The organism is Paraglaciecola mesophila KMM 241, from assembly GCF_000315015.1.
Classification (GTDB): domain Bacteria; phylum Pseudomonadota; class Gammaproteobacteria; order Enterobacterales; family Alteromonadaceae; genus Paraglaciecola; species Paraglaciecola mesophila.
Genome location: NZ_BAEP01000049.1, coordinates 31,381 through 53,904, shown reverse-complemented (window position 1 = coordinate 53,904; position 22,524 = coordinate 31,381). Strand labels below are relative to the sequence as shown.

General features: G+C 45.6%; 20 protein-coding genes. 12 read left to right on the top strand and 8 right to left on the bottom strand.

Annotated elements, in window-relative coordinates:
* Nucleotides 1-195 precede the first annotated feature (195 nt).
* From GMES_RS11505 to zapE, 3 genes are all read left to right on the top strand, one after another.
* Nucleotides 196-618 (top strand): PaaI family thioesterase, encoded by a 423-nt coding sequence (locus GMES_RS11505; RefSeq protein WP_006992866.1) that lies wholly within the window; start codon nt 196-198, stop codon nt 616-618.
* 218 nt (nt 619-836) lie between these two features.
* Entirely contained in the window at nt 837-1,715 is an 879-nt protein-coding gene (locus GMES_RS11500; protein WP_006992865.1) for an alpha/beta fold hydrolase, read from the top strand.
* A 135-nt stretch (nt 1,716-1,850) separates the two neighbouring features.
* The gene (zapE, locus tag GMES_RS11495; protein ID WP_006992864.1) at nt 1,851-3,077 is read left to right on the top strand and encodes a cell division protein ZapE; all 1,227 of its coding nucleotides are present in this window, start codon (nt 1,851-1,853) and stop codon (nt 3,075-3,077) included.
* A gap of 68 nt (nt 3,078-3,145) precedes the next feature.
* Here zapE and GMES_RS11490 read toward each other — a convergent pair whose 3' ends face one another.
* Nucleotides 3,146-4,165, bottom strand: a complete 1,020-nt coding sequence (locus GMES_RS11490) for a GGDEF domain-containing protein (protein ID WP_039987290.1) — start codon at nt 4,163-4,165, stop codon at nt 3,146-3,148.
* Nucleotides 4,166-4,697: 532 nt separating this feature from the next.
* Here GMES_RS11490 and GMES_RS11485 point away from each other — a divergent pair.
* Nucleotides 4,698-6,080: an alkaline phosphatase D family protein gene (locus tag GMES_RS11485; RefSeq protein WP_006992862.1), complete on the top strand. Its 1,383-nt coding sequence runs from the start codon at nt 4,698-4,700 to the stop codon at nt 6,078-6,080.
* 111 nt (nt 6,081-6,191) lie between these two features.
* Here the strand turns inward: GMES_RS11485 and GMES_RS11480 are convergent, their stop codons facing one another.
* The 5 genes from GMES_RS11480 to GMES_RS11460 form a co-directional block, all read right to left on the bottom strand.
* On the bottom strand, nt 6,192-8,660 hold the full coding sequence (locus GMES_RS11480; RefSeq protein WP_039987288.1) for a TonB-dependent receptor: 2,469 nt from the start codon (nt 8,658-8,660) through the stop codon (nt 6,192-6,194).
* 247 nt (nt 8,661-8,907) lie between these two features.
* Nucleotides 8,908-9,474: a VOC family protein gene (locus GMES_RS11475; protein ID WP_006992859.1), complete on the bottom strand. Its 567-nt coding sequence runs from the start codon at nt 9,472-9,474 to the stop codon at nt 8,908-8,910.
* A 137-nt stretch (nt 9,475-9,611) separates the two neighbouring features.
* Complete coding sequence (locus tag GMES_RS11470) at nt 9,612-10,310, bottom strand: Crp/Fnr family transcriptional regulator (RefSeq protein ID WP_006992858.1); 699 nt, start codon at nt 10,308-10,310, stop codon at nt 9,612-9,614.
* A gap of 25 nt (nt 10,311-10,335) precedes the next feature.
* Nucleotides 10,336-11,355 (bottom strand): VOC family protein, encoded by a 1,020-nt coding sequence (locus tag GMES_RS11465; RefSeq protein WP_006992857.1) that lies wholly within the window; start codon nt 11,353-11,355, stop codon nt 10,336-10,338.
* Complete coding sequence (locus tag GMES_RS11460; protein WP_226990289.1) at nt 11,355-12,437, bottom strand: VOC family protein; 1,083 nt, start codon at nt 12,435-12,437, stop codon at nt 11,355-11,357. The genes GMES_RS11465 and GMES_RS11460 overlap by 1 nt, the downstream gene beginning before the upstream one ends.
* 107 nt (nt 12,438-12,544) lie before the next feature.
* Between GMES_RS11460 and GMES_RS11455 the strand changes: the two genes are divergently transcribed.
* The 3 genes from GMES_RS11455 to GMES_RS11450 all read left to right on the top strand — a co-directional run bounded on the left by GMES_RS11455 (nt 12,545) and on the right by GMES_RS11450 (nt 13,745).
* Nucleotides 12,545-12,766, top strand: coding sequence for a hypothetical protein (locus tag GMES_RS11455; protein WP_153811076.1), 222 nt, complete (start codon nt 12,545-12,547; stop codon nt 12,764-12,766).
* Nucleotides 12,767-12,826: 60 nt separating this feature from the next.
* Complete coding sequence (locus GMES_RS22460; protein ID WP_006992854.1) at nt 12,827-12,979, top strand: hypothetical protein; 153 nt, start codon at nt 12,827-12,829, stop codon at nt 12,977-12,979.
* Between the two features lie 292 nt (nt 12,980-13,271).
* Nucleotides 13,272-13,745, top strand: coding sequence for a GNAT family N-acetyltransferase (locus GMES_RS11450; protein WP_006992852.1), 474 nt, complete (start codon nt 13,272-13,274; stop codon nt 13,743-13,745).
* A gap of 139 nt (nt 13,746-13,884) precedes the next feature.
* On the opposite strand, the gene GMES_RS11445 is transcribed toward GMES_RS11450, so the two are convergent.
* Together GMES_RS11445 and GMES_RS11440 are read right to left on the bottom strand one after the other, a co-directional pair.
* On the bottom strand, nt 13,885-14,787 hold the full coding sequence (locus GMES_RS11445; protein ID WP_006992851.1) for a sugar phosphate isomerase/epimerase family protein: 903 nt from the start codon (nt 14,785-14,787) through the stop codon (nt 13,885-13,887).
* A gap of 47 nt (nt 14,788-14,834) precedes the next feature.
* Entirely contained in the window at nt 14,835-15,842 is a 1,008-nt protein-coding gene (locus GMES_RS11440) for a LacI family DNA-binding transcriptional regulator (protein ID WP_006992850.1), read from the bottom strand.
* A gap of 304 nt (nt 15,843-16,146) precedes the next feature.
* Between GMES_RS11440 and GMES_RS11435 the strand changes: the two genes are divergently transcribed.
* From GMES_RS11435 to GMES_RS11415, 5 genes are all read left to right on the top strand, one after another.
* The gene (locus tag GMES_RS11435) at nt 16,147-17,325 is read left to right on the top strand and encodes a Gfo/Idh/MocA family protein (RefSeq protein WP_039987299.1); all 1,179 of its coding nucleotides are present in this window, start codon (nt 16,147-16,149) and stop codon (nt 17,323-17,325) included.
* Nucleotides 17,326-17,480: 155 nt separating this feature from the next.
* Nucleotides 17,481-18,533 (top strand): sugar phosphate isomerase/epimerase family protein, encoded by a 1,053-nt coding sequence (locus tag GMES_RS11430; RefSeq protein WP_006992848.1) that lies wholly within the window; start codon nt 17,481-17,483, stop codon nt 18,531-18,533.
* Nucleotides 18,534-18,656: 123 nt separating this feature from the next.
* Nucleotides 18,657-19,877 carry a nucleoside permease gene (locus GMES_RS11425; protein ID WP_006992847.1) on the top strand — a complete coding sequence of 407 codons (1,221 nt, stop codon included), beginning with the start codon at nt 18,657-18,659 and terminating at the stop codon, nt 19,875-19,877.
* Nucleotides 19,870-20,784: a hydroxypyruvate isomerase family protein gene (locus GMES_RS11420; protein WP_006992846.1), complete on the top strand. Its 915-nt coding sequence runs from the start codon at nt 19,870-19,872 to the stop codon at nt 20,782-20,784. Before GMES_RS11425 ends, GMES_RS11420 begins: the two co-directional genes overlap by 8 nt.
* A 53-nt stretch (nt 20,785-20,837) precedes the next feature.
* A complete protein-coding gene (locus GMES_RS11415) occupies nt 20,838-22,523 on the top strand; it encodes a GMC oxidoreductase (RefSeq protein ID WP_006992845.1) in 1,686 nt (561 codons plus the stop codon).
* The last annotated feature ends 1 nt before the right edge of the window (nt 22,524 follow it).

Here is a 22,524-nt window from a genome sequence, read left to right as displayed (position 1 = left end):
ATTCATAGTTAGCATTTATCACAAAATGTGCTTTCAAAAAAGTCAACACAACGCAAAGCCTATTGAGTGAGATTCGTTACGTTATAAACACTCATCATCAGATGAAATTATCCATGATCTTCTGTTTCGATAATAATCGCTCTTGTGCATTACGTGACATATTCACTTATCAAATGAAACACAGGTAGCTATTTTATGACGAGTAAAGAACAAGCAATTGAAAAGATAAATCAACATGCCCCTAAGTTCATAAGTTTACTGGGTGGAAAGCTGGTTGATTTTGATGTTGAAAAAGACGCTTGCCGATTTGAATTTAATATAGGAAAAGACTATTGCCATTCTATAGATGTGGTACAGGGCGGTTTTGTTACGGCCATGTTAGATACAGCGATGAGTCATGCGGTGATGGCACTTAATAAAGATATTATCAATATTTCCTCGTTAGAAATTAAAACCACTTATCTGGAGCCAACACGGGCAGGAAAGCTGCGAGTCGAAGGTTGGGCAGTCAGAAAAGGCTATAAAGTCGCCTTCGTCGAAGGCCATATTTATAATGAAAACGACGTACTAACGGCCACGGCAAGTTCGGTGGCTAAGCTATCAAGAAGAGCTGAATAATATTTCGCGAGGGCGCCATATCATTGGTTGCATCGGTAGTGTCTGGTGCACATGCCAAGCGCAATGGCCCTGATGAATAAATCTACGCAGTATCAGTGCCTATTTGCCTGAGTATCGAGTCGGACTATTTGCTTGAACATGCAGCCAGCGTTTAGTGTTTTCATAGGCTTAATTTTTCAATAAGCACTTCATATTTCAATCTAAATTCGGAAATTCAAATGTCGCAACGCCACCCTAAAAGTTACTCTGTCCGATTACATGAAGGCCAAGAAAACAGCACTGCTTTGAACGTTTATGAATGGCAGGGCAGTGGGCCGCCTTTATTACTGGTGCACGCCGCTGGGTTTCACGCTCGGGTATGGGACAAGATTATCGGCCAATTGGGTGACAGGCATGTGTACGCGGTTGATTTGCGCTGTCATGGGTTAAGTGAAAACTCTGCATCCCCTTACAGTTTTCAGCTATTTGGCGATGATCTTGTCGCGTTAATCGAAACCCTAGATTTGAACGACATTACAGCCTGTGGTCACTCAATGGGCGGGCATGTGGTTTTGCAGGCAGCGACGAAATTACCCAGTCGTTTCAAACATATTTTATTATTAGATCCTGTTATTTTTAGCCCAAATTCCCGCGACCCGGCACAAACCGATCCGGCAAAAAGCCCGATTGCGTCGAGGCGCAACGAATGGGCGAGCGCAGATGAAATGTTTTCGCGTTTTAATAGCCGCCCGCCTTTTAGCGATTGGGATCATCAGGTGTTAAGAGATTATTGCGAATATGGCCTTTTGCCAAAAAGCGACAGTGAGCTGTTTGAGCTAGCTTGCCCGCCTTTGTGCGAGGCGGCGATTTATCAAAGTTCTGGCAACGGCTTGTTGCTTGAGTATTTGTCCTCAATTACTGCGACGGTCAAAATATTGCGGGTAAAAGAACGCACACCAGAGGACGCGCCTTTTGATTTTCGCCCGTCCGCCACATACAAGGGGTTAGTTGGGCTCATTCCTCGAGCAACCGAAAATTACTTACCCGATCACACCCATTTCATCCCTATGGAAGACCCATACTTGGTTGCCGAAGAAATCAAAAGCTTAGACACGTAACGACACTCTTCTTAAATGAAATTTACGTGAAAGAGATTTTGCAGTGAGTAGTAACCGAGTAAATTTCATTTGGCGAGTTGCTCAAAAGTCGTTAGAGTTCTGCTTTACTGACACTTTCGACTGGAACCATTAACCATGCCTGATGGGCAAAGCCTTCGCTCAATGTCACTTTCACCATCACCACTTAGTGTTTATCAGTCTCAACAGGGTAAGACCTTGATTGAAGACGCTAGCCAGCGTGAAGCGATAGAAGCGCTTGATCGTCTTTATCACCAACTTACTGAGGGAAACCTCCGTGGGCCTGCACAGGTAAAAGGGCTTTATTTGTGGGGCGATGTGGGCCGGGGCAAAACCTTTTTGATGGACTTGTTCTACGATTGTTTGCCACAAGAAGGGAAGTTACGACTGCATTTTCATCGCTTTATGGCGCGGATACATCAGTCACTTAATGAGCACAGCGGCCAGCTAAACCCTCTAGTAAACGTAGCAAAAGCGCTCGCCCAACAACTGGGGGATGAGCACCGCGTGATATGTTTCGATGAATTTTTTGTATCAGACATCGGCGATGCCATGCTGTTATCTGGCTTGTTCGAATGCTTATTTAAAGAAAATGTGGTGCTCATTGCCACCTCGAATATTCCCATCGACCGTTTATATGAAAATGGCTTAGCTAGGCACAAATTTTTGCCCTGTATAGCACTGTTGCAGCAACATACCAATATGCTGCATCTGTGCGGCGAGCAGGATCATCGTTTACACCATTTAAGCACTTCGTTAAGTGAGGCGGATTTAGACAGCTTGTCCACTTATGTTGGCGTTTCAAAAAATATGAACTTCCCCGCTGTGTTTGCTCAGTTGACTGAGAACGTCGATAGCACACATATGACCAACGCAACGATAGAAATATGCCATCGTGATATTCCCGTGCGCAAGGTTACCAAAATGAAAGCTGGGAAAAATGTTGTTTGGTTTAAATTTAGTGCACTGTGCGAAGGGCCGCGCTCTCAGCTTGATTATATGGAAATTGCATCGCACTTTCAGACTGTGATGATCAGCGAGGTTCCTCAATTAGGGGCGAAGGTCAGAGGCTGGATAAAAGCTAGGGGCACAGAGGATGGCATTGGAGATAATCAGGCAACCAGCACTGGAGAGAGGGTGTTGTCATACTCAAAGAATGATGACAAAGCGAGACGCTTTATTAGTCTCATCGATGAGCTGTACGACCAAAATGTTAGGCTTTACCTAAGTTGTGATGTACCGCTAGAAGAGCTGTATTTAGACGGAGCTCTTACTTTCGAGTTTCGCCGAACGTACAGCCGTTTAATTGAAATGAGCCGTGGAATGAGTAAACACTCGCCATAAAAAACTAGGGCAACTCACTGGCAATATGTACGTGTGAAATGATTTGGTGGAAGGGACTGGTGAGGCCGCTAGTGACCAATCACTTTATTACGACCAGTTTCTTTAGCTTGATACAGTCTCTCATCAGCCAGTTTGTAAAGCTGATTCAACGTTTCACCATCGCTTGGCCAATGGGACACCCCAATACTGACACTAATGTTAATGAGTATGTCATCAATCGTTATGGTGTTTTCTACCGCTAAACGTATTCGCTCAGCAACATTGTGAGCCTGCAGTTCAGTGGTATCCGGGACAAGCATACAAAACTCTTCTCCCCCAAGGCGGAAAGCCCAGTCATTTAAACGGCGTGTTTCATTGATAAGCCGAGCTACCTCAATCAGTACTTTATCGCCCACATGATGACCATACTTGTCGTTCACTTTTTTAAAGTGGTCTAAATCAATGAGTAGCATTGATACTGATCGTTGTGTTTCAGGGAGACTTTCACACAGCATCTCAAAGCTGGAATCTAGCAATAGCCGGTTGTTCAAGCCCGTTAATGGATCGATAGCCGCCATTTGTTGAAGCCGCTTAACCATTGCCGCTCTTTTGGATTCATAAGTGTACGACAAGGCCCAAATAGCTGATAAACATAGGCCTATATTCGCTACTGATATGGGCGGCATTTCAGGCGAGCTAGAAAATTGAGCCTTAAATAGGATTGCCACACCGATCAAAACATATACACAGGTAAACACATTGCCTAAGGTGATCCCAAGTAGAAGGTAAGACAAGACAGGAATTAAAAATAGCCAAGTATATAGCGCAGCGATGAAGGGCACTGTATATATCCCTATCAGAATTACCGTGTATACGGAAAATAAGAAGACCGATGCCCAGAATGTCAGGCGAGGCGTTTTTTTGTGAATGGCGAGAATGCCGATTGACAGTATCACTAGCGCTAACTCGATTAGAGCCAAGACTTTTTGCCCAACCAGCCAATTATTCACTACGAAGATTGAGCCTGCGAAGATGATGGCACATAGCACTACCTTCAAGACTGTTCGTCGATAATCTAGCTCATTTGCCCATAATTTTGATCTGAACATTTACCTCAGTATTCCTTCGTCACAACGGTAATTGATATTGATTTACCCTTTACTGCATTAATGGGTGTAATACATGTCATAAAGTAATGTTCTCACTTTATTATACACACTCATTGTACGGAAATTTAAGTTCAATGAGATTCAACTAAAGGCTAAAGTCTTTTTACGTTTCGATGTTAGCTCTGCATAAGAGTGTTTGTTCTTTATACAAAGCAAAGTCGAATTAGCATGGTTATTCTTCACAAATGGATCATCACGCAGCATACATACGAAAAACGCTTTGCCCTGAAGGTTCGCTTGGGCACGATTACCTCTTAGTTGCTCTATTCTACATAGCCCACTAGATTACATAGCCCACTAGATCACATATCCGCCGCGGTGATCAAATCACCCGACAAAAAGTTACATTCTAGCCTATCGCCCATTAATGCATTTTTAACATCATGTACTAGGCTCACTTTTAGACTGAGTCAGATTTGACAGTTGTATTTCTCAGCCCTTCATTAACCCTTCTTTTAAAAAGGAACATAACATGGATGTACAAAATCTTACGGTTGGCCCTATTACGGGTCACACATCACATAATTTGGTGAGAATTTTTGGTCGGGCTGAATTGTCTATTTATGATGGTAGACCACGTAAAGCACACGGTGTTATTCAGTACCGAAAAATGGGGAAATCGACGTTCAGCACCCCTTTGTATTTCAAAATGAACCCCAATTTCGACTTAACGGGCGTGGTGGTATTAACTGAATTAGAAGAAAATACCGTCTATGAATATCAGGTTGGTTGGTTTTATTCCGAGGTAGATTCTAGCGAAATCAATGTCGACAAAGTACTGAATTGGAAGCATATTGATATTTACCAAATGAGAACAGCATCATCTGACATCTCGCAAGCAAGAACCATTGTGTTTGGCTCGTGTCGGTACGTGTTACGTCTTTTCGGCGGACTATGGTGGGATGATCGTAGTGATAGAACGTTCAAATCGATTTTAGAGCATACACAAGACAGCAAACAGGTTGATCAGCTCATTATGTGCGGCGATCAGATCTACGCGGATGACTTGAACGTCATTTGCGCCGATGATTCCCTAGACGAATACAATAAGCGTTACCGTAAAGTCTTCACGTCTAAATATCTGCGCCGGTTAATGTCCTGTACTCCAACGTATATGACTCTAGACGATCATGAAATTGAAGATAACTGGCCAGAATCTGCCGACGCCAAAGACTGGGTAACAAAATTTCCAGCCGCGATTCATTCATATGCAACGTATCAAGCCAGTCACAGTCCGCTTTTTGATTTAAACGGTAGCCGTATTACAGGCGCGCCAACGCACCTTTGGTACACATACAGTGACGGTTGCTGTGATGTGTTCGTATGTGACACTAGAACAGAGCGCGACCTAACCGATGGAGCCCAGGAAATGTTAGGGCCGATGCAAATGACAGCGTTAAAAACGTGGTTATGTGATGGCAGTGAGCGAGTGAAAATGATTGTGTCCAGTGTACCGCCCTATGAATCCCAGTCGTCAGATAAATGGCATGGGTTTATTCATCAGCGAGACGAGATTTTTGAGTGCATTAGAATAAACGAAATTCAAAAAGTGGTTTTTTTATCGGGTGATGTGCATGCCTGCATGGCGTCGCAACTAGAACTGAGTGAGAGTGTCAACGTGACCTCAGTGGTTTCATCAGCGCTGTTTTGGCCTTATCCGCATCCTAACAGGAGAAGCTTTAAACTCAGAGGAACGATTGATACGCTGACGAGTAGCATCTACAAGGTTAAAAAATCCAGTGAAGTTTTCCCGACGGACGCCTTTACGAAACTTCGGGTTTCTCCCAGCGGTTTAAGAGTGGAGTTCTATGCCAGAAAAGGGAAAAAGCTTGGCAGTAAGAGTTATAAATATTAATTAAGTTGATGACAAAAACGGAGCCAAGTGGCTCCGTTTTACTGTTTATAATCGCTTGCGTAGCGAGTCAATCTCAAAGGAGTCAACATTCAAACGCACAAAGCCTTGACGTTAAAAGCGATATGACATGTCGATACCCACTTGTCTACCGCGTCGAGCTGCACTAAAAAATGCTCGCGGTGAACCATTATCAGCCCCGTCAGGCGCGGTGTTGAGGGACGAAAAGGTAAAGTAAGGGATGCCTAACCAGCGAGATGTCAAAATAGGGGCATCTTCATCGGTTAAGTTTCTGGCATATAAACTCACCCGCCAGTTTTCGCCGTTGACGCCCATTCTGGCGCCCATAATGATAGCGCTAGGCACGTAGGCTAAGTTATGTACTTGTACGTATTTTTTTGACTCGTAGCTGGCATCAACATTAAAGAAGGCTTCGAGTTCGCCTGTGATGGGCGTGATGTATTCTAAAAATGCACTGGCTTGATGTTTTGAACTAAGAGGGAACGCGTTGCCATCGATAGAGCAACTAGCAGGCGTGGTAATACCAAAATCGTCGCGGAAATCCGTACCCGTTGTTGTGCCCGGTGTTAACACTCCGCCGCCGCTGGTTAATGACCACTGAAAGTCGTCACAACCTTTGGTAAATTTGGTGTCAGCTAGTGCATAGGTAAACCGCCCCGACAAGTTTTCGTTAAACTGGGCGTTGATATCCACTTCTACACCAAAGACTTCACCTTCACCTTGGCTAGTGGCGACTGAAGTGACATTACCCGAGGGCACATTTAAGGGCGTAGTCAGTTGAACGTCGCTCACATCGTTGTAAAACATAGACACAGTGGCGTACACATCGTTTAGGGCGCTGCTTTTTATACCGAGCTCAAAAGTGGTAATTTCTTCTTGCTCGTAAGTGGGTTTGCCCGTGTCAGCACCCGCTGATCCATTAATACCGCCGGGCTTAACCCCTTGGGCGACGATCCCGTAAAAAATAGTGCTATCGTCATAGCGATAATTGAGGGTGGCTCTTGGTGTGAAGTTGTTCCAACTGCCATCGGCTTCAAACGTCATAAGGCCGTCTGGGTCAAATTCTGTAACGGTTTTTTCTTCTTCGGCCCAGCGTGCTTCAAAGGTGCCATCAAGCTTATCGCTAAATTGATAATCAATAGACGCATAAACGGCCTTGTTGGTCACTGTACTGTTGTCTTGGAAAATACCGACTTTTGCGTCTTCAAAGGTGAGATCAAAACTGTCTCGGTCCTGGTCATAATAAAACGCACCCGCCATCCACTGTAGTTTTCCTTCAGGTGATTGCAGGGTAAGTTCGACTGTTTGGTCTTTGGTTTCTTGACGTGACGTATTGGCAAAGAAGGCCTCTTGACCCGGAGCAAAGGTGTAATTGACCGATGAATTATCGCCATCAGAGCCGGTGCTGATATCATCATCACGATAGCCTAGCGCCAGTGACATGCTATAGCCAGCATCGGTTTCATAATCTACCGCCAAACTTGAGATGATTAAATCGCGACCGACGCCGTCATAGGCGGTGCCATCGGCTGTGTCATAGGGGGTACCGAAAAATGTTGAGCCAGAAGGTAGAAAGCTATTAATCGGCACACCTGATACTTCGTTCGGTATACCGTCGGCATCCGCTTTATCGTTAAGGGCGATGGGCTGGTTTTTAATCTCGCCACAGAAGTATTGAAAGTTGTTCTCTGAACCAGACGCAGCCCAAGATGATAATGAACGATAGCCTGGTGCGCAGTTATTTTCGCTGGTGGGAGTTAAGAAAAACGGCCGTGTTTCATCTCTGTCTTCTTGGCTTTGAAATCGAAAGCGCACACCGAGTTTGTCAGAGGGAGCTGCATCTAAAACAACGCTAACTGAACGCGTGTCTTCACCGCCAACGATGTCATCGGTGACGATATTGCGCCAATTGTCATCGCCGTCAACTTGGTAATCTCGCACGCTCAAGCTAGCTGCTAACCAATCATTTAGGGGGCCGCTGATATACGCAGAAGCTGTGCGCTCTGCATCTTGCGCTAGGTTCAATTTTACGTTGCCAGTAAAATCTCCGTGGTCAGGACCTTTGGTAATGAAATTGATTGCCCCTGAATAAGAGTTTCGTCCGTACAAAGCACTTTGTGGGCCTTTCACCACTTCTACTCTGGCAACATCAGACATGTCTAAGCTCTGCACATCACCAGAATAGTAATTGCCGTCAATAAAGTAAGCCGCGCCTGACTCGACACCAAATTGTATACCAGCTAGTACGTTGCCCATACCGCGAATAACCGGGCGTTCCGTGGCGCGCCCAAAGGCTTTAGAGAAGCTCAACCCTGATGAAAAACGGGCAATATCATCAATGCTTTGAAAGCCTTGTTGCTCGATCATGGTGTCAGAAAAAGCAGATACAGCCACAGGGATGCGGTTTAATGACTCGACCTTTTTACGCGATGTAACTTCAATTATTTCCAGTGCATCGTCGTTTACCGAGACCGCCGGTGCTTCTTGAGCGAGAGTCATCAATGGTTGCGTCATCAAAATCGATGCAATCGCCAGAGGGAGCTTTTTTATTATTAATGTCATTGGCATTCCTGTTGAGTGTGGGTATGTACGGGCAAATTATTGTTTTATCGGTGTCAGCAATCTAGCACTGCTTACTCAGGGGCGGTTTGATAAAAATCAACAATCTCAATCTGCTTAAGTAACTGGTTGTGCAGTAAAGGAGTGGTAAAAGATTATATTTAAAGATAAACAGAAAAACACCTATATAACATAGAGTTACTAGGTGTTTTTTAGGGCTTGGTTATTCTTTTTTTATAGTAGAGTGGTATTAATCGCTGGCTTTGGCTGGGGCGTCGAGCAACTGATTTACTTCTATCCAATAACCGTCAGGATCGCGGATCATAGACACCATTACGGCGATTTTGCCACCGTCAGCTCTGGGGTATTCAACGTGATGTGGTGCCTCTATTACAGCCACCTTGGGGGATTGCTCTACGCTTTTCCATCGGGTGTCTAGGTCTGATACGTTCATCACCATAATAGGGTCACTAGGGACCGGCTCATCAAATTTTTCTTGGCGCTGGGGCTTTTCAGGGTATATGTATTGCAGTAAACCTAGTGCACCGATGAAGGTGTCGTTCGCTTGCATCAGCACCAGGCGGCGCTTACGGATTTCGCCGTTTTCCATAGGACTGTTGATCATCTGATCGTAAATTACGTTCAAGCCAAGCGCATCGCGATACAATTGCAACGACGTGTCGATGTCATTGACGAGAAAAGTCGTGCGGCGAATGTCCACTGAGATACGGTCTTCGTCGTTAACAGGGGCCGCAATACTTTGAATACAGGGCAGGGCACACAGCATAACTGCGAATAATGAAGATCTGATTTTCATGTTTGGTTTTCCATTCTTATTGTTACTGACGTTTTAGATGCTTGCTTCGTTTAGAAACGAATAACAATATCTACGCCATCTAAAAATGGCGCATTGATAATGATCAAGTGTGCTGCTTTGACCTGCTGGTGAATAAATTAATCAGCGTAGGAAATAAGCTTTTCGCTGTCGGTAACGGTGATTTGGTAGTTGCTTTCGATGGAGATTAATCCGTCTTTTTTCAATTTACTGAACCCGCGGCTGGCGGTCTCTAAACTCATACCCAGGTAATCAGCAATATCTTGTCGGCTCATAGGTAATAGGAATCGATGGGTACCTCGGCCTAATCTATGTTCCATATCTAATAGAAAGTGAGCTAGACGCTGATGGGCGGACTTCTGCCCCATGATGAACAGTTGATCCAAAATCAGCGACAAGATATGCCCAGTAACATCGTGATAGCGCTTTGCTACCGCTGGGTATTTATCGAAAATATCTTGCATTAATTTACGGCTAATGCGGATAACCACACAGTTGGTTAGGGCTTTTGCACTGAAACTGTAGCTGACATTCTCTGACAGTCCAGCAAGGTTACCCGTGAACAGAAAAGCAAATACTTGACGTGAACCTGACGCGGTAGAGCGCTCAAGCATTAATGAGCCAGACTCAGGAATGTATACGTATTCTGGTGCGTCTTTTTCTCGAAACACGTACTCACCTTGTGCGAAAGACACTTCTTCTGCATCTTCGGCTAGCTCATCAATGAAGGCATTGGCCCCTTCAACTTCTTTAAAATGGCTTCCGAAACATGAGGTAAGGGAAGTTTTAATGACTACTTTATTGATATCGAGTGACATGAATTCAGCCTATTTTCTTATTATGTTAATGCGTCTGATAAAACTCGATCCATGTTTGGTCTGGCGTTCTAATTGCCAGCATATCCACTAATCCATATGGAGGTAAATTCAGCGTCGCCTGGGATACAATTTGCACTTTTTTTTGTATTAAATGCGCTTTGAGAGCAGGTAAATTGTCTACTGGAAAACGCAAGGTGACAATGCCTAAATTCGGTGGTGCAGCTTTGGTGCTAACATTTTTACCCATAGCGCCGTGAAATTGAAGTAGTTCAACTGACCCTTCGTTTAGCTTTTGCGGGTGCAATATATACACCGAACGAGGGATTTTTGTGGTCAAGTTGTAAGGTAAGCCAAGCACATTTGGGCCCGCTTCTTTACTGGCGCCTTTGTGCTCTAAATACAATTGAAAGCCCAGTACATCACGGTAAAACGCCAAAGACGTATCAATGTCGCTTACCACTTGAGTGGAATTAAACACTCGGCTCATTTGCTTTACGTTTGGCCAGCCTTTTAGGGTGGGCTTGATGCGTTCAATCATGGCAAAACTAATGCCGTCGAAACCTGTTGTTATCCACTCCGTGACTTCATAAGGCTCGAAGGTAAATGAGACAGGGTCGCTTGTGCCGCGCCAGCCAGCGTCTTGCAACTGTTGACGTTTCTTCTGCATATCAGCCACTCGCACGTTAACATCAAATATACCGCCTACATCCCATGACTGAGTGTTAGCCCTAATCATCTCTTGCTGAACATTGTTTATTTGAATTAAACGCACGTAACCACGCTGTTCGCCTTTGTTGGCAAGCAGTACTTGCTTTAAGCTTGCCCTCTCAGGTAGTTGCCATAACTGCTTTAATTCTGGCGCGACCTCCTCTGTGGAGCGTACTTCCCAGCCTGCATATTGTTGATAAAACTGGCTGGTTTTTTCGATATCAGAGACGATAAAAACGGTTTCGGTAAACCCGTTGAGCGTGAAGTCTTTTGCATGGCCAAAAGGGATGATCAGCAAAGAGCTCAGTAATGTATAAATCAGTATGAAGGTGCGCATTAGGGTTGCACCTCAAACACTTCTATTAAAAAGCCATTGGGGGCTCGTAATGTGGCCACCACTGATTTACCCACGAGCGGATCGTTAACCTTTTTAGGCTGACTGACAATCGTTGCGCCATGCGCTTTAGCATTGTCCATTACCTGTTGTATCGAGCGTACAGGGAAGCTCCACATCCCTAAGCCGATATTCGGCAAACTAGGGGCATTTTTAGGCTTAATCGGTTCAATGTTGTGAAAATCTACGAACAGCATATGCCCGGTTGTTGCGCCTTTGCTGTAGACAATGGCGAATCTGAACTCGGTGCCATTGGGTAAGTTCATGGCACCTTTGTCACCAGCAGATTTGAATACCCTGTCTGAGCGAATTTCAAGACCAAGCACATCGGTATAGAAGGTAAGCTGTGATTCTGAATCTGTAATCACCTGTGCTGAATAGGCGGGCCCACCTTTGCCGTTAGTATCTGTCGGGCCTAATTGCGCCATGCCATTGCCCCGGGTGATAGCGACCCCGTGATTAAAATCAGGGGCGTTAAAAATGGTTTCGTCAATTTGATACTTGCTGCCATCGGCGCGAGGAATAGGGTAGCTTTCAAGGGTATTGAGTGCCCCAAAACCTATGGTACGAATGTGTTTGTCCAGCGCGACGGTATCCGTGTTGGGAAAGCCCAATGAGAATGGCCCTAACTCTCTAGAATTCCAACTATCATGGATAGTAGGCATAGGTTTACTCAGCACCAAAAGACGAATTTGTATTGCGCTGTCGATTCCTTCTCGATACAAACGGTAGGTTTGCCAACTTAAGTCATCTGGCATTTGCCACAGAGCTCGGTGCGCCTTTTCCAGCGCAGGGCTTATTGTTAAAGGCCCTTCAACCTGCATACCCATGCCGTCACGGTAAAACAATAAGCTTTGCTCTAAAGATACCGTGGCGATGGTTACGGTATGTAGCGGCATGGCAAGGGCGTCTTTTGCACTGCTTTTGGGGGCTAACGCATCGTTTGAATCTGCATAGGCATGTTTGGCAAGAGTGAAGCTCGCTAACAGTGCGCCCATGATTAAAATTAAAAATCGTATATTCAATTTCAAACTCATTAGAAATTTGTCCGTACAAATGTTGGTGTCACCAAATCATATACAAGTACTGAAAAAAAGGTAACTAAATGAGGGTCTTTGGGAAATTATGGATTTTGGTAGTTTTGTTAGGCATGAATAGCGTTGGCAATAGTGCGGGAAAACCGCTGCCAGCCTCGGGTATCACTGGGGTGTACGAAGTCACGATAGACACAGATGTTAGCGAAACACTCATTAGTTATCTGACTCAATTAGGCTTTACGCAAATTGATAAAGGTCAATTAGGCCCTGATCAAGCTTGCTCAATTTATGGAGTGGACAGCGCGCTCACGTCTTAGCGCTTACAAAATGGATCCATTGACAGCCATGGCCTTATACGTGTGCTTAAATGGTAATCATTGTTAGAGGAGGGTGTCGGCTACGCTCAATCTGAAACGGTTGGTCAGCGCATGATGGTCATGCGTACAAATGACGTGCAGCGTATACATGATGTGTTTGCTGATGCGCGCAAGGCTGGGCAAAAATGTTTCCCCACCGAACCTGTGTGTTGATTTATATGGAATGACGAAAGGCAAGCCAGATATCCTTACGCGCCGCACAGGCGTGCAAGAAATGGCGGTATACGGTGACTTATTCAACTTAGTGTTATTTCAGCGTTGCGATTATTCATTAAGTCCGTCTTTAATAAATAAGTATTTTTGTTAGTCACATAACAAACACTAAGTACAAACAACCACCATATTGCGCTTTACTTGTAGGCTATTGATTATATGAGTCAGTGAAAAATGGTAGTTTTAGCTCGTAGACCGAACAATTCACCTAGAAGAGAAGGAGCGAGAAGGAATGCAAATAGCCGTGGACACATTAAGCTGTGATGGAGTGCGAGGTTTGCTAGAAGAGCACTTGGCAGATATGTATGCCACATCGCCCCCCGAAAGCGTGCATGCGTTAGATATGCAGGCACTTAAACATAAATCGATTACGTTTTGGTCAGCTCGCGAAAATGGAAGTGTATTAGGTTGCGTGGCATTGAAGCGGCTATCAGATAGTCACGGGGAAATTAAATCTATGCGCAGTGCCCATGATGCCCGTAAACGTGGCGTCGGGGCAGCGTTGTTACAGCATTTGATTGTCCAAGCTAAGCTCATTGGAGTACGCCAGTTAAGCCTAGAAACGGGCACTATGAGTTACTTCGAACCCGCTAAAAATTTATATCGTAAATTCGGCTTTGTAGAATGTGGCCCTTTTGCAGATTATCCCCTAGATCCAAATAGTTGTTTTATGACGCTACTTTTAGATGCTTCAGTAGAGCAATAAAGCTACACTCAAAAAACAATGAAAAAGTCGCTCAGCGTGCGGGCTGGGCGACTTTTTAATTAAACTGGCTAGGCTAAAAACTAAAGATAAAATCTTTACCGTAAAAAGAACATTTACAGTGTAGACCAATCCTTGTCGTTTAGGCTAATAGCGCAGACATCGCCTTGTACCCCTGTTGAATGGTTTGCAATTTGTCGTCTGTTTTATCTCTTTCTACAAACCTGTGTTCTACACCTGAAAGTTGGGATTGCGCGAAAATAGGCGCGAAATCTATTGTACCAGTGCCCACATCAGCGAAGTTTCCTGCTTCGTCCATATCTTTTACATGCCACAATTTGAAGCGACCTGGGTGTTGTTTAAAATAGGCGATGGGGTCTTGTTTGGCTTTGAACATCCAAAACAAGTCCATTTCCATGGCCATGAGGTCTTTGTCGGTTTCATTGAGCAGCACATCATAAGGTAATTGGCCGTTACGTATTTCAAACTCGAATGCATGGTTATGATAAGCGAGTTTCAAACCTGCTTTGTTGCAGGCTTCACCAATCACATTGCACCGCTCAGCGAGCTTTTTGTATACATCTATGCCAGTGCCTCTTTGCTCTTCGGTTAAATACGGAATAACAAGATATTGATGGCCTACTTCAAGAGCATGATCGATAACCTGATTAACGCCTTTGTCAAATTCCGTGAGACCAATATGAGCAGAAGGGGCAGTTAAGCCTTCGTTGTGTAAAATGGTTTTTACTTCACTGGCTTTATGATCAAAATAGCCGGCAAATTCCAGCTCTTTATAGCCCACAGCGGCGACTAATTTTAATGTGGCGGGTACGCTTACCGCCATCATGTCTCGCAGGGTGTACAGTTGTAGCCCAACTGCCGCTGGGGTCTTGAGCATATTGGCGGCAAATGCAATAGAACCAGGCATGGCTGCTAGGCCCATAGCCGCAACACTGAGTTTAACGAAACGTCTGCGACTGTCTTGATGGGCTAAATCAAAGCGAGATGTTTGATCACAGACTAAGCTGTGGGCGAGATCTTTCATGTTTTTTCTCCGAGTGAGTGCGTGTGTTTTGTGTTTCAGCGAGTCGTCTATGACGTCGGCGCTGGGCCCGTACTAGCGCGCACTATTAATTCAAATGGCATGATGACTTTTGGCGCTTTGGTAATCTTGCCTTCGAGTAAATCAATCAATAATGACACCGCACTTTGGCCAAACTCTTCTGCCGGCTGAGCGATAGTGGTAAGCGGGGGATCGCAAAATGCAGAAAATGAAATATCATCAAACCCTGCAATGGATATATCCTGGGGGATCCGCAATCCCACTTGTTTAAAGCATTGCATTGCCCCAATGGCGGTTTCATCATTTTCACAAAATACCGCACTTGGGCGATGTTCACTGGCAATGATTTTCGTGGCTGCGTCGTGTCCGGATTGCAGGGTGAAGTCACCTGGATAAAGTAACGCTTCATCAAAGGTTAAGCCCGCCTCGGTTAGCGCATCGCGATAACCGGCTAAGCGCTCGCGAGTCAGTGGGCTTGATTGGGGGCCTTTGATGAGTGCGATACGCTTATGACCTTGCTCAATCAAATGCATTGTCATTGCTTTAGCCGCGGCGCGGTTATCTAAGGTTACAACAGGGCAGTTAATGTCGTGCATAACCTCACACGCATTGACCATGGGCAGTAATTCGTTGGGCTTATTGATAGATGCATCAAAGGGATTGTGTGCTCTTAATTGAATGAGCCCATCAGCCTGAGAGGTTTGCACCATTTTTGCGTAGTTCGCCTCAATGGTTTCATCACCGAGTGTGTTAGCAAGTAAAATGGTATAACCACGCTGGGCGGCCGCTACTTGCATTCCACTTATCACGCGAGCAAAAAATACGTTTGCCACCGTAGGTACCAGTGCTACCAAACTATGCGTTTTGCCTGAGCGGAACTTGACCGCCATTAGGTTCGGTTTGTAGCCCACTTCGTTTACGGCAAGCATTACTTTATTTCGCGTTTTTGGTGACACGCGCTCGGGTTGTTGCAATGCCCTAGAGACAGTTGCCACCGACACACCCGCTAGATTAGCAACCTGCCTAATATTACTCATAGAAACCTGTCGTTGTATATTTCACAGTGACGTTATTTCATACATAAAGTCAAAATGTAACCGTTAGCATTTAATGTAAAAATAATACCGCAGGAAAATTAAAAATCTAGCTATATTATTCAATAGAAGCAATTTTAAGTACGTTTTTGCAACGAAAAATTTACTTAGAGCGATAAATTATCATACTAATGGCTAATTACGGTTGACATAACCAAATGAAACCCGTTACATTTTAACGATATTATACATTTGTGTAACAATTGGCCGTGCGCCTAAACAGCATAGGAGCGATTACGTGGCAAAAATGATCAAAGTTCGAATGGGTATGGTGGGCGGTGGTGAAGGCGCGTTCATTGGCGCGGTTCATCGTCATGCTTTGGCCCTTGATGGTCAGATTGAATTGGTTTGCGGTGCGTTTAGCCGTGACGATGGCAATAACCAGCGAACAGCAGACACTTTGGGGTTAGATGATAACCGCGTTTATTCCAGCTGGGAGGCGCTATTAAAAGCCGAGCAAGCATTACCACAAAATGAACGCATGCAAGTGCTCATCATAGTGACCCCTAATCATTTACATGTGCCGATTTCAATCGCGGCGATTGAAGCTGGCTTTCATGTGTTTTGTGAGAAGCCTGCTGCTATTTCACTCGAAGAAGCAAGTAGCTTAAAAACAGCGTTGAAGAAAAGCTCGGTTTTGTATGGCCTTGCGCACACGTACTTAGGCTACCCCATGGTGTGGCAAGCACAGCATATGGTGGCCAGTGGCGCACTGGGTAACATTCGAAAAGTCTACGTTGAGTATCCGCAAGGTTGGTTGTCAGCTAATGAAGAAAGCCACAACAAACAAGCCTCGTGGCGCACGGACCCTGCGCAATCTGGTGGCAGCGGGTGTATGGGCGATATCGGTACCCATGCTTTTGGGCTAGTGGAGTTTGTGTTGCAACAACAGGTGACGTCGCTTTGCGCCTATTTAAAGACCCACGTAGATGGGCGTAGGCTAGATGATGACGGTGCTGCGCTTATTCGTACCGATGGTGGTGCAAGCGGTGTTTTGATCGCAAGCCAAGTGTGTGCCGGTGAAGAGAACGCGCTAAAAATTCGTGTATACGGTGATAAAGGCGGGCTCGAGTGGCAACAAATGGAGCCCAACTCGATTATTTGTCGTCCATTAGGCCAGCCCTTTCAGGTATTGCGTGCCGGCATGGGGCAACCAAGATTGTGTGAAGAAGCATCAGAGCGTTGCCGTACACCAGCGGGTCACCCTGAGGGGTATTTAGAGGCAATGGCTAACTTGTACCGCTATTTTGGCAAAGCAGTGAAAGCCGCAGATGAAGGCACTGAATCACAAATTGCCAATGAGTTAGGAAAAGCCGCTGGCGTACCTGGGATTGATTCAGGGATCAGAGGGATGGCATTTATCGATGCCATGCTAGCCAGTAGTGACAGCGAAACCAAATGGCATGCTGTGCCTAGCGCTGAATAAATCGTTAAAGATCGCGCGATAAAATCGAGCGATAAAGAGCACGCGAAAAAGAACGCACAAAAAAGCAAAAAAATGAAGCTGTTATGTCACGAACAAGTGATTAACAGGTAAACCGCACGGCGGCTTACCCAAGCGCACCAGTTAAGGAGAAGATTATGCCTGCTATTAAAGGCCCCGGAATATTTTTAGCCCAGTTTATGAGTGATGAAGCGCCTTTCAACAGTTTGGATTCGATTGCTACCTGGGCAGCCTCGCTAGGCTATAAGGGAATTCAAGTTCCCACTGGCGATACTGCAATTTTTGATTTGGAGCGTGCAGCGAATAGCCAAGAGTATTGTGATGAGGTGATGGCTATTTGTCACAAAGCGGGCGTGCAGATCACAGAACTTTCTACCCATTTACAGGGCCAGTTAGTTGCCGTGCACCCAGCATACGATGAGCTGTTTGATAGTTTCGCCCCTGAAGCGTTACGCGGCAAACCTGTTGAGCGTACCGAGTGGGCAATTCAACAAATGAAATGGGCTGCAAAGGCGAGCCAACGTCTTGGCTTAACGGCGCATGCCACTTTTTCTGGCGCATTTTTATGGCATTTAGCATATCCCTGGCCACAGCGCCCAGCGGGGTTAGTTGAACAAGGTTTCGCGGAATTGGCCAAGCGTTGGCTACCTATTTTAGATGCATTTGATGAGGCGGGTGTAGACGTTTGTTACGAAATTCACCCCGGTGAAGATTTACACGATGGTGCATCATTCGAATTGTTTTTGGATGCTGTTAACGGCCACCCGCGGGCGAATATTTTGTTTGACCCGAGCCACTTCGTTTTACAACAGCTTGATTACCTACAATTCATCGATTTGTATCATGAGCGCATCAAGATGTTCCATGTAAAGGATGCTGAATTTAATCCTAATGGGCGTTCTGGTGTTTACGGGGGTTATCAAGACTGGAAGGAACGCCCAGGGCGTTTTCGCTCATTGGGCGACGGCCAAGTCGACTTCAAAGGTATATTTAGCAAACTAACCCAGTATGGGTTTGATGGCTGGGCCATTTTGGAATGGGAGTGTTGTTTAAAAGACTCAAACCAAGGGGCTGCTGAAGGTGCGCCATTTATCGCAAACCATATTATTACCCCTGCAGGGCGCGCGTTTGACGATTTCGCTGGTGCAACGAGTGACGAGCAGCGCAATCGCAGAATATTGGGGCTATAAAGCTCAAAACGCTGCACAAATTGGCTAAGGGTCTTAATTGGCTTAGCGCCTTTAAGTGAAGCAATAGAAATGATGAGTCGGCACGGACGCATGCTTGCCAGTGCCATAATCAAGGGTTAGAAAATGAATACGATAACAACGCGATTAAGCGTGATGATGTTTCTGCAGTTTTTTATCTGGGGGGGCTGGTTTGTTACCTTAGGCACATTCTTGGCTAATACGTTGCAAGCCACTGGCGGCGAAATAGGCATGGCCTTTTCTACTCAATCATGGGGGGCGATTATCGCGCCGTTCGTGATTGGTCTCGTTGCAGATCGGTACTTTAACGCAGAGCGTATTTTAGGTGTGTTGCATCTCATTGGCGCAGTGTTGATGTATTGCCTGTATCAAGCGCCTGACTTTGATGCGTTCTACCCACTCGTTTTGGGTTACATGATTGCCTACATGCCAACCTTAGCGCTGGTTAACTCTGTGTCATTCGCACAAATGGATAACCCGTCGAAGCAATTTGGCAAGATTCGCGTATGGGGCACGGTGGGCTGGATTGTAGCCGGTTTAGCCATCAGCTATGCGTTCTCATGGGATTCCAAGCAAGCCATCGAAGATGGCATGTTACGCAATACATTCTTATTGTGCGCAGGCGCATCTTTGATACTCGGTTTGTTTAGCTTTACCTTACCAAAAACACCGCCAAAAAGTGCGGGGGAACACGTCGGGTTAAAAGAAGTGCTGGGCCTTGATGCACTAGCACTGCTTAAAGACAGAAATTTCTTAGTGTTCTTTTTATCTTCGGTTTTAATTTGTATTCCTTTGGCGTTTTATTACCAAAATGCCAACCCGTTCCTAACTGAAATAGGCGTGGACAACGCCACGGGAAAGATGACCTTAGGCCAAGTGTCTGAAGTGTTATTCATGTTAGCTCTGCCAGTGTTCTTAAACCGTTTTGGCATCAAAATCACTTTGCTCATCGGCATGCTCGCTTGGGTAGTGCGTTATGCACTTTTCGCCTTTGGCGATGCAGATGGCGGAGTGGCGTTACTGCTAGTGGGTATCGCACTGCATGGTATTTGTTATGACTTCTTCTTTGTATCTGGGCAAATCTACACTGATTCAAAAGCCGGAGACAAAGTGAAAAGCGCCGCTCAGGGTCTGATTACCTTAGCCACATATGGTGTGGGTATGCTGATTGGCTTTTGGGTTGCTGGGCAGATAACCGATAAATACACCACCGTAGCTGGCCACTCTTGGGTTGATGTCTGGTTGTTCCCCGCAGCGTTCGCCTTAGGTGTGTTTGTTATTTTTATGTTCACATTTAAGGACGAGAAGGTGTCAGGTAATGAGTAACTCACGTCGAAATATGCTCAAAGGTATTGCACTTAGTAGTGCCGCATTGGCGGCAAGTACAGTGGTCAGTGGTTGTGCCTCTAGCGAAAGTAACGAAATCGATAACAATGCTAATCAACCGGGCGTTGCTAAATTCAAAGGCAATATTAATCACTCCGTTGCTCGCTGGACGTACGGCGATTTATCGATTGAGGAGCTTTGCAAAGTGGTTAAATCGTTGGGTTTTTCTGCTATTGATTTAATCGGCCCAGAAGGTTGGCCAATCCTCAAACGTTACGGCATTGACTCATCCATGTGTAACGGAGCCGAGCTGAACCTAGTCGATGGCTTTATTCACCCAGAGTTTCACGATGAGCTTGAAAAGCGTTACCTAAAACATATCGATTTAGTGGCACAGGCAGGTTACAAAAACCTTATATGTTTCAGCGGCAATGCTCGAGGTATGAGCAAAGAGCAGGGGCTTAAAAACGCGGTTGCAGGCCTTAAACGTATTCTGCCTTACGCTGAAGAAAAAGGCGTAGTGATACAAATGGAGTTGTTTAACAGCAAGGTTGACCACCCAGATTATATGGCCGACAGCTCCAAATGGGGCGTGGATCTATGTAAAGCGCTCGGCTCTGAGCATTTTAAACTGCTTTACGACATCTACCATATGCAAGTAAACGAAGGCGATATCATTCGCACCATTCAAGATAATCATCAATATTTTGGCCACTACCACACTGCAGGTGTGCCGGGTCGCCATGAAATCGGAGATAACCAAGAGCTTTATTATCCAGCCATTGCTAGGGCAATTAAGGATGTAGGCTTTACCGGTTACCTTGCTCAGGAGTTTATACCCGCTGCTGAGACCAAAGCAGGCAAAATCGAATCGTTACGAGAAGCCATTCACATTTGTGATGTGTGAGCTCTAGCGATGACTTTTTCACACATTATGCAGCAAGAAGTTAGGGACCAGAAATGAAGAATAATCATTACGACGCAATCGTTGTTGGCTCAGGTATCAGTGGTGGTTGGGCAGCAAAAGAGTTAACCGAAAAAGGGCTTAAAGTGTTAATGCTAGAAAGAGGCAGAAACATTGAGCACGTAAAAGACTACACCAACGCCCACAAAGAAGCGTGGGATTACCCGCATCGGGGTGAACGCACGCAGGAGATGATTGAGAATTACCCTGTGTTAAAACGCGACTATCCTTTGAACGAGCCAACACTTGGCATGTGGACCAATGAAAAAGACAGCCCCTATGTGGAAGAAAAGCGTTTTGATTGGTTTCGCGGTTACCACATGGGTGGGCGTTCGCTCACTTGGGGTCGTCAAAGTTATCGATTAAACAAAGAAGATTTTCAGGCCAATGCGAAAGAAGGCATTGCGGTTGATTGGCCTATTCGTTACGAGGACGTGTCACCTTGGTACGATTACGTAGAGCGCTTCGCTGGCATCAGTGGTAGCAAAGACGGGCTAGATGTGTTGCCTGATGGTGAATATCAAACGCCGATGCCCCTTAACTGCGTGGAAAAAGACGTGGCGGCTAGAATACAGAAAACGTTTAAAGGCCAACGTCATCTAATTCCGGGGCGTACCTCTAACATGACCGAGCCTAAGCCTAAAGAAGGCCGCACGAATTGCCAGTACCGAAATAAATGTTGGTTGGGGTGTCCTTTTGGTGGGTATTTCAGTACGCAGTCATCAACGCTGCCAGCAGCGGTTAAAACCGGTAACCTGACGGTGCGCCCGTATTCTATCGTGACTGAAATTTTATACGATAAAGATAAGAAGCGCGCTAAAGGTGTGGCGGTTATAGATGCTGAAACGAACGAGACTTATGAATTCACCAGCAAGATATTATTCGTCAATGCGTCTTCATTTAACTCTACTTGGTTACTGATGAACTCAGCGACTGATATTTGGCAGGGTGGTTTAGGTAGCAGCAGCGGCGAGCTTGGTCATAACGTAATGGATCACCATTTTCGAATTGGCGCTCATGCCATGGTGGAAGGCTATGAAGACAAGTATCACTATGGCCGCCGCCCAAGTGGATTCTACGTACCGCGTTTTCGTAACTGGGGTGATGACAAGCGGGATTACGTGCGTGGTTTTGGCTATCAGGGCTCTGCGAGTCGTCAAGGTTGGGGACGGGACGTAGCCGAAATGGGCATTGGAGCTGACCTAAAGAATGCGATAAGCGAGCCTGGCTCTTGGCAAATAGGCATGACGGCGTTTGGTGAAATGTTACCTGATCACAGCAATCGTATTTTCTTAGATAAGACCAAGCGAGATAAATGGGGCTTGCCGGTGTTAGCTATGGACGTTGAGATAAAAGACAACGAAAAGCGCATGCGCAAAGACATGATGCAAGACGCGATTGATATATTCGAAGCCGCAGGCATGAAAAACGTGCAAGGCTACGATGCGGATTACTTCCCTGGGCAAGGTATTCATGAAATGGGTACCGCACGTATGGGTCGCGACCCTAAAACATCAGTACTCAATGGTAACAACCAAGTGTGGGATGCGCTAAACGTTTTCGTTACCGACGGGGCCTGCATGACCTCCGCTTCTTGTGTGAACCCTTCGTTGACCTACATGGCGTTGACCGCACGGGCGGCTGACTTTGCAGTTGAAGAACTGAAAAAAGGAAACCTGTAAT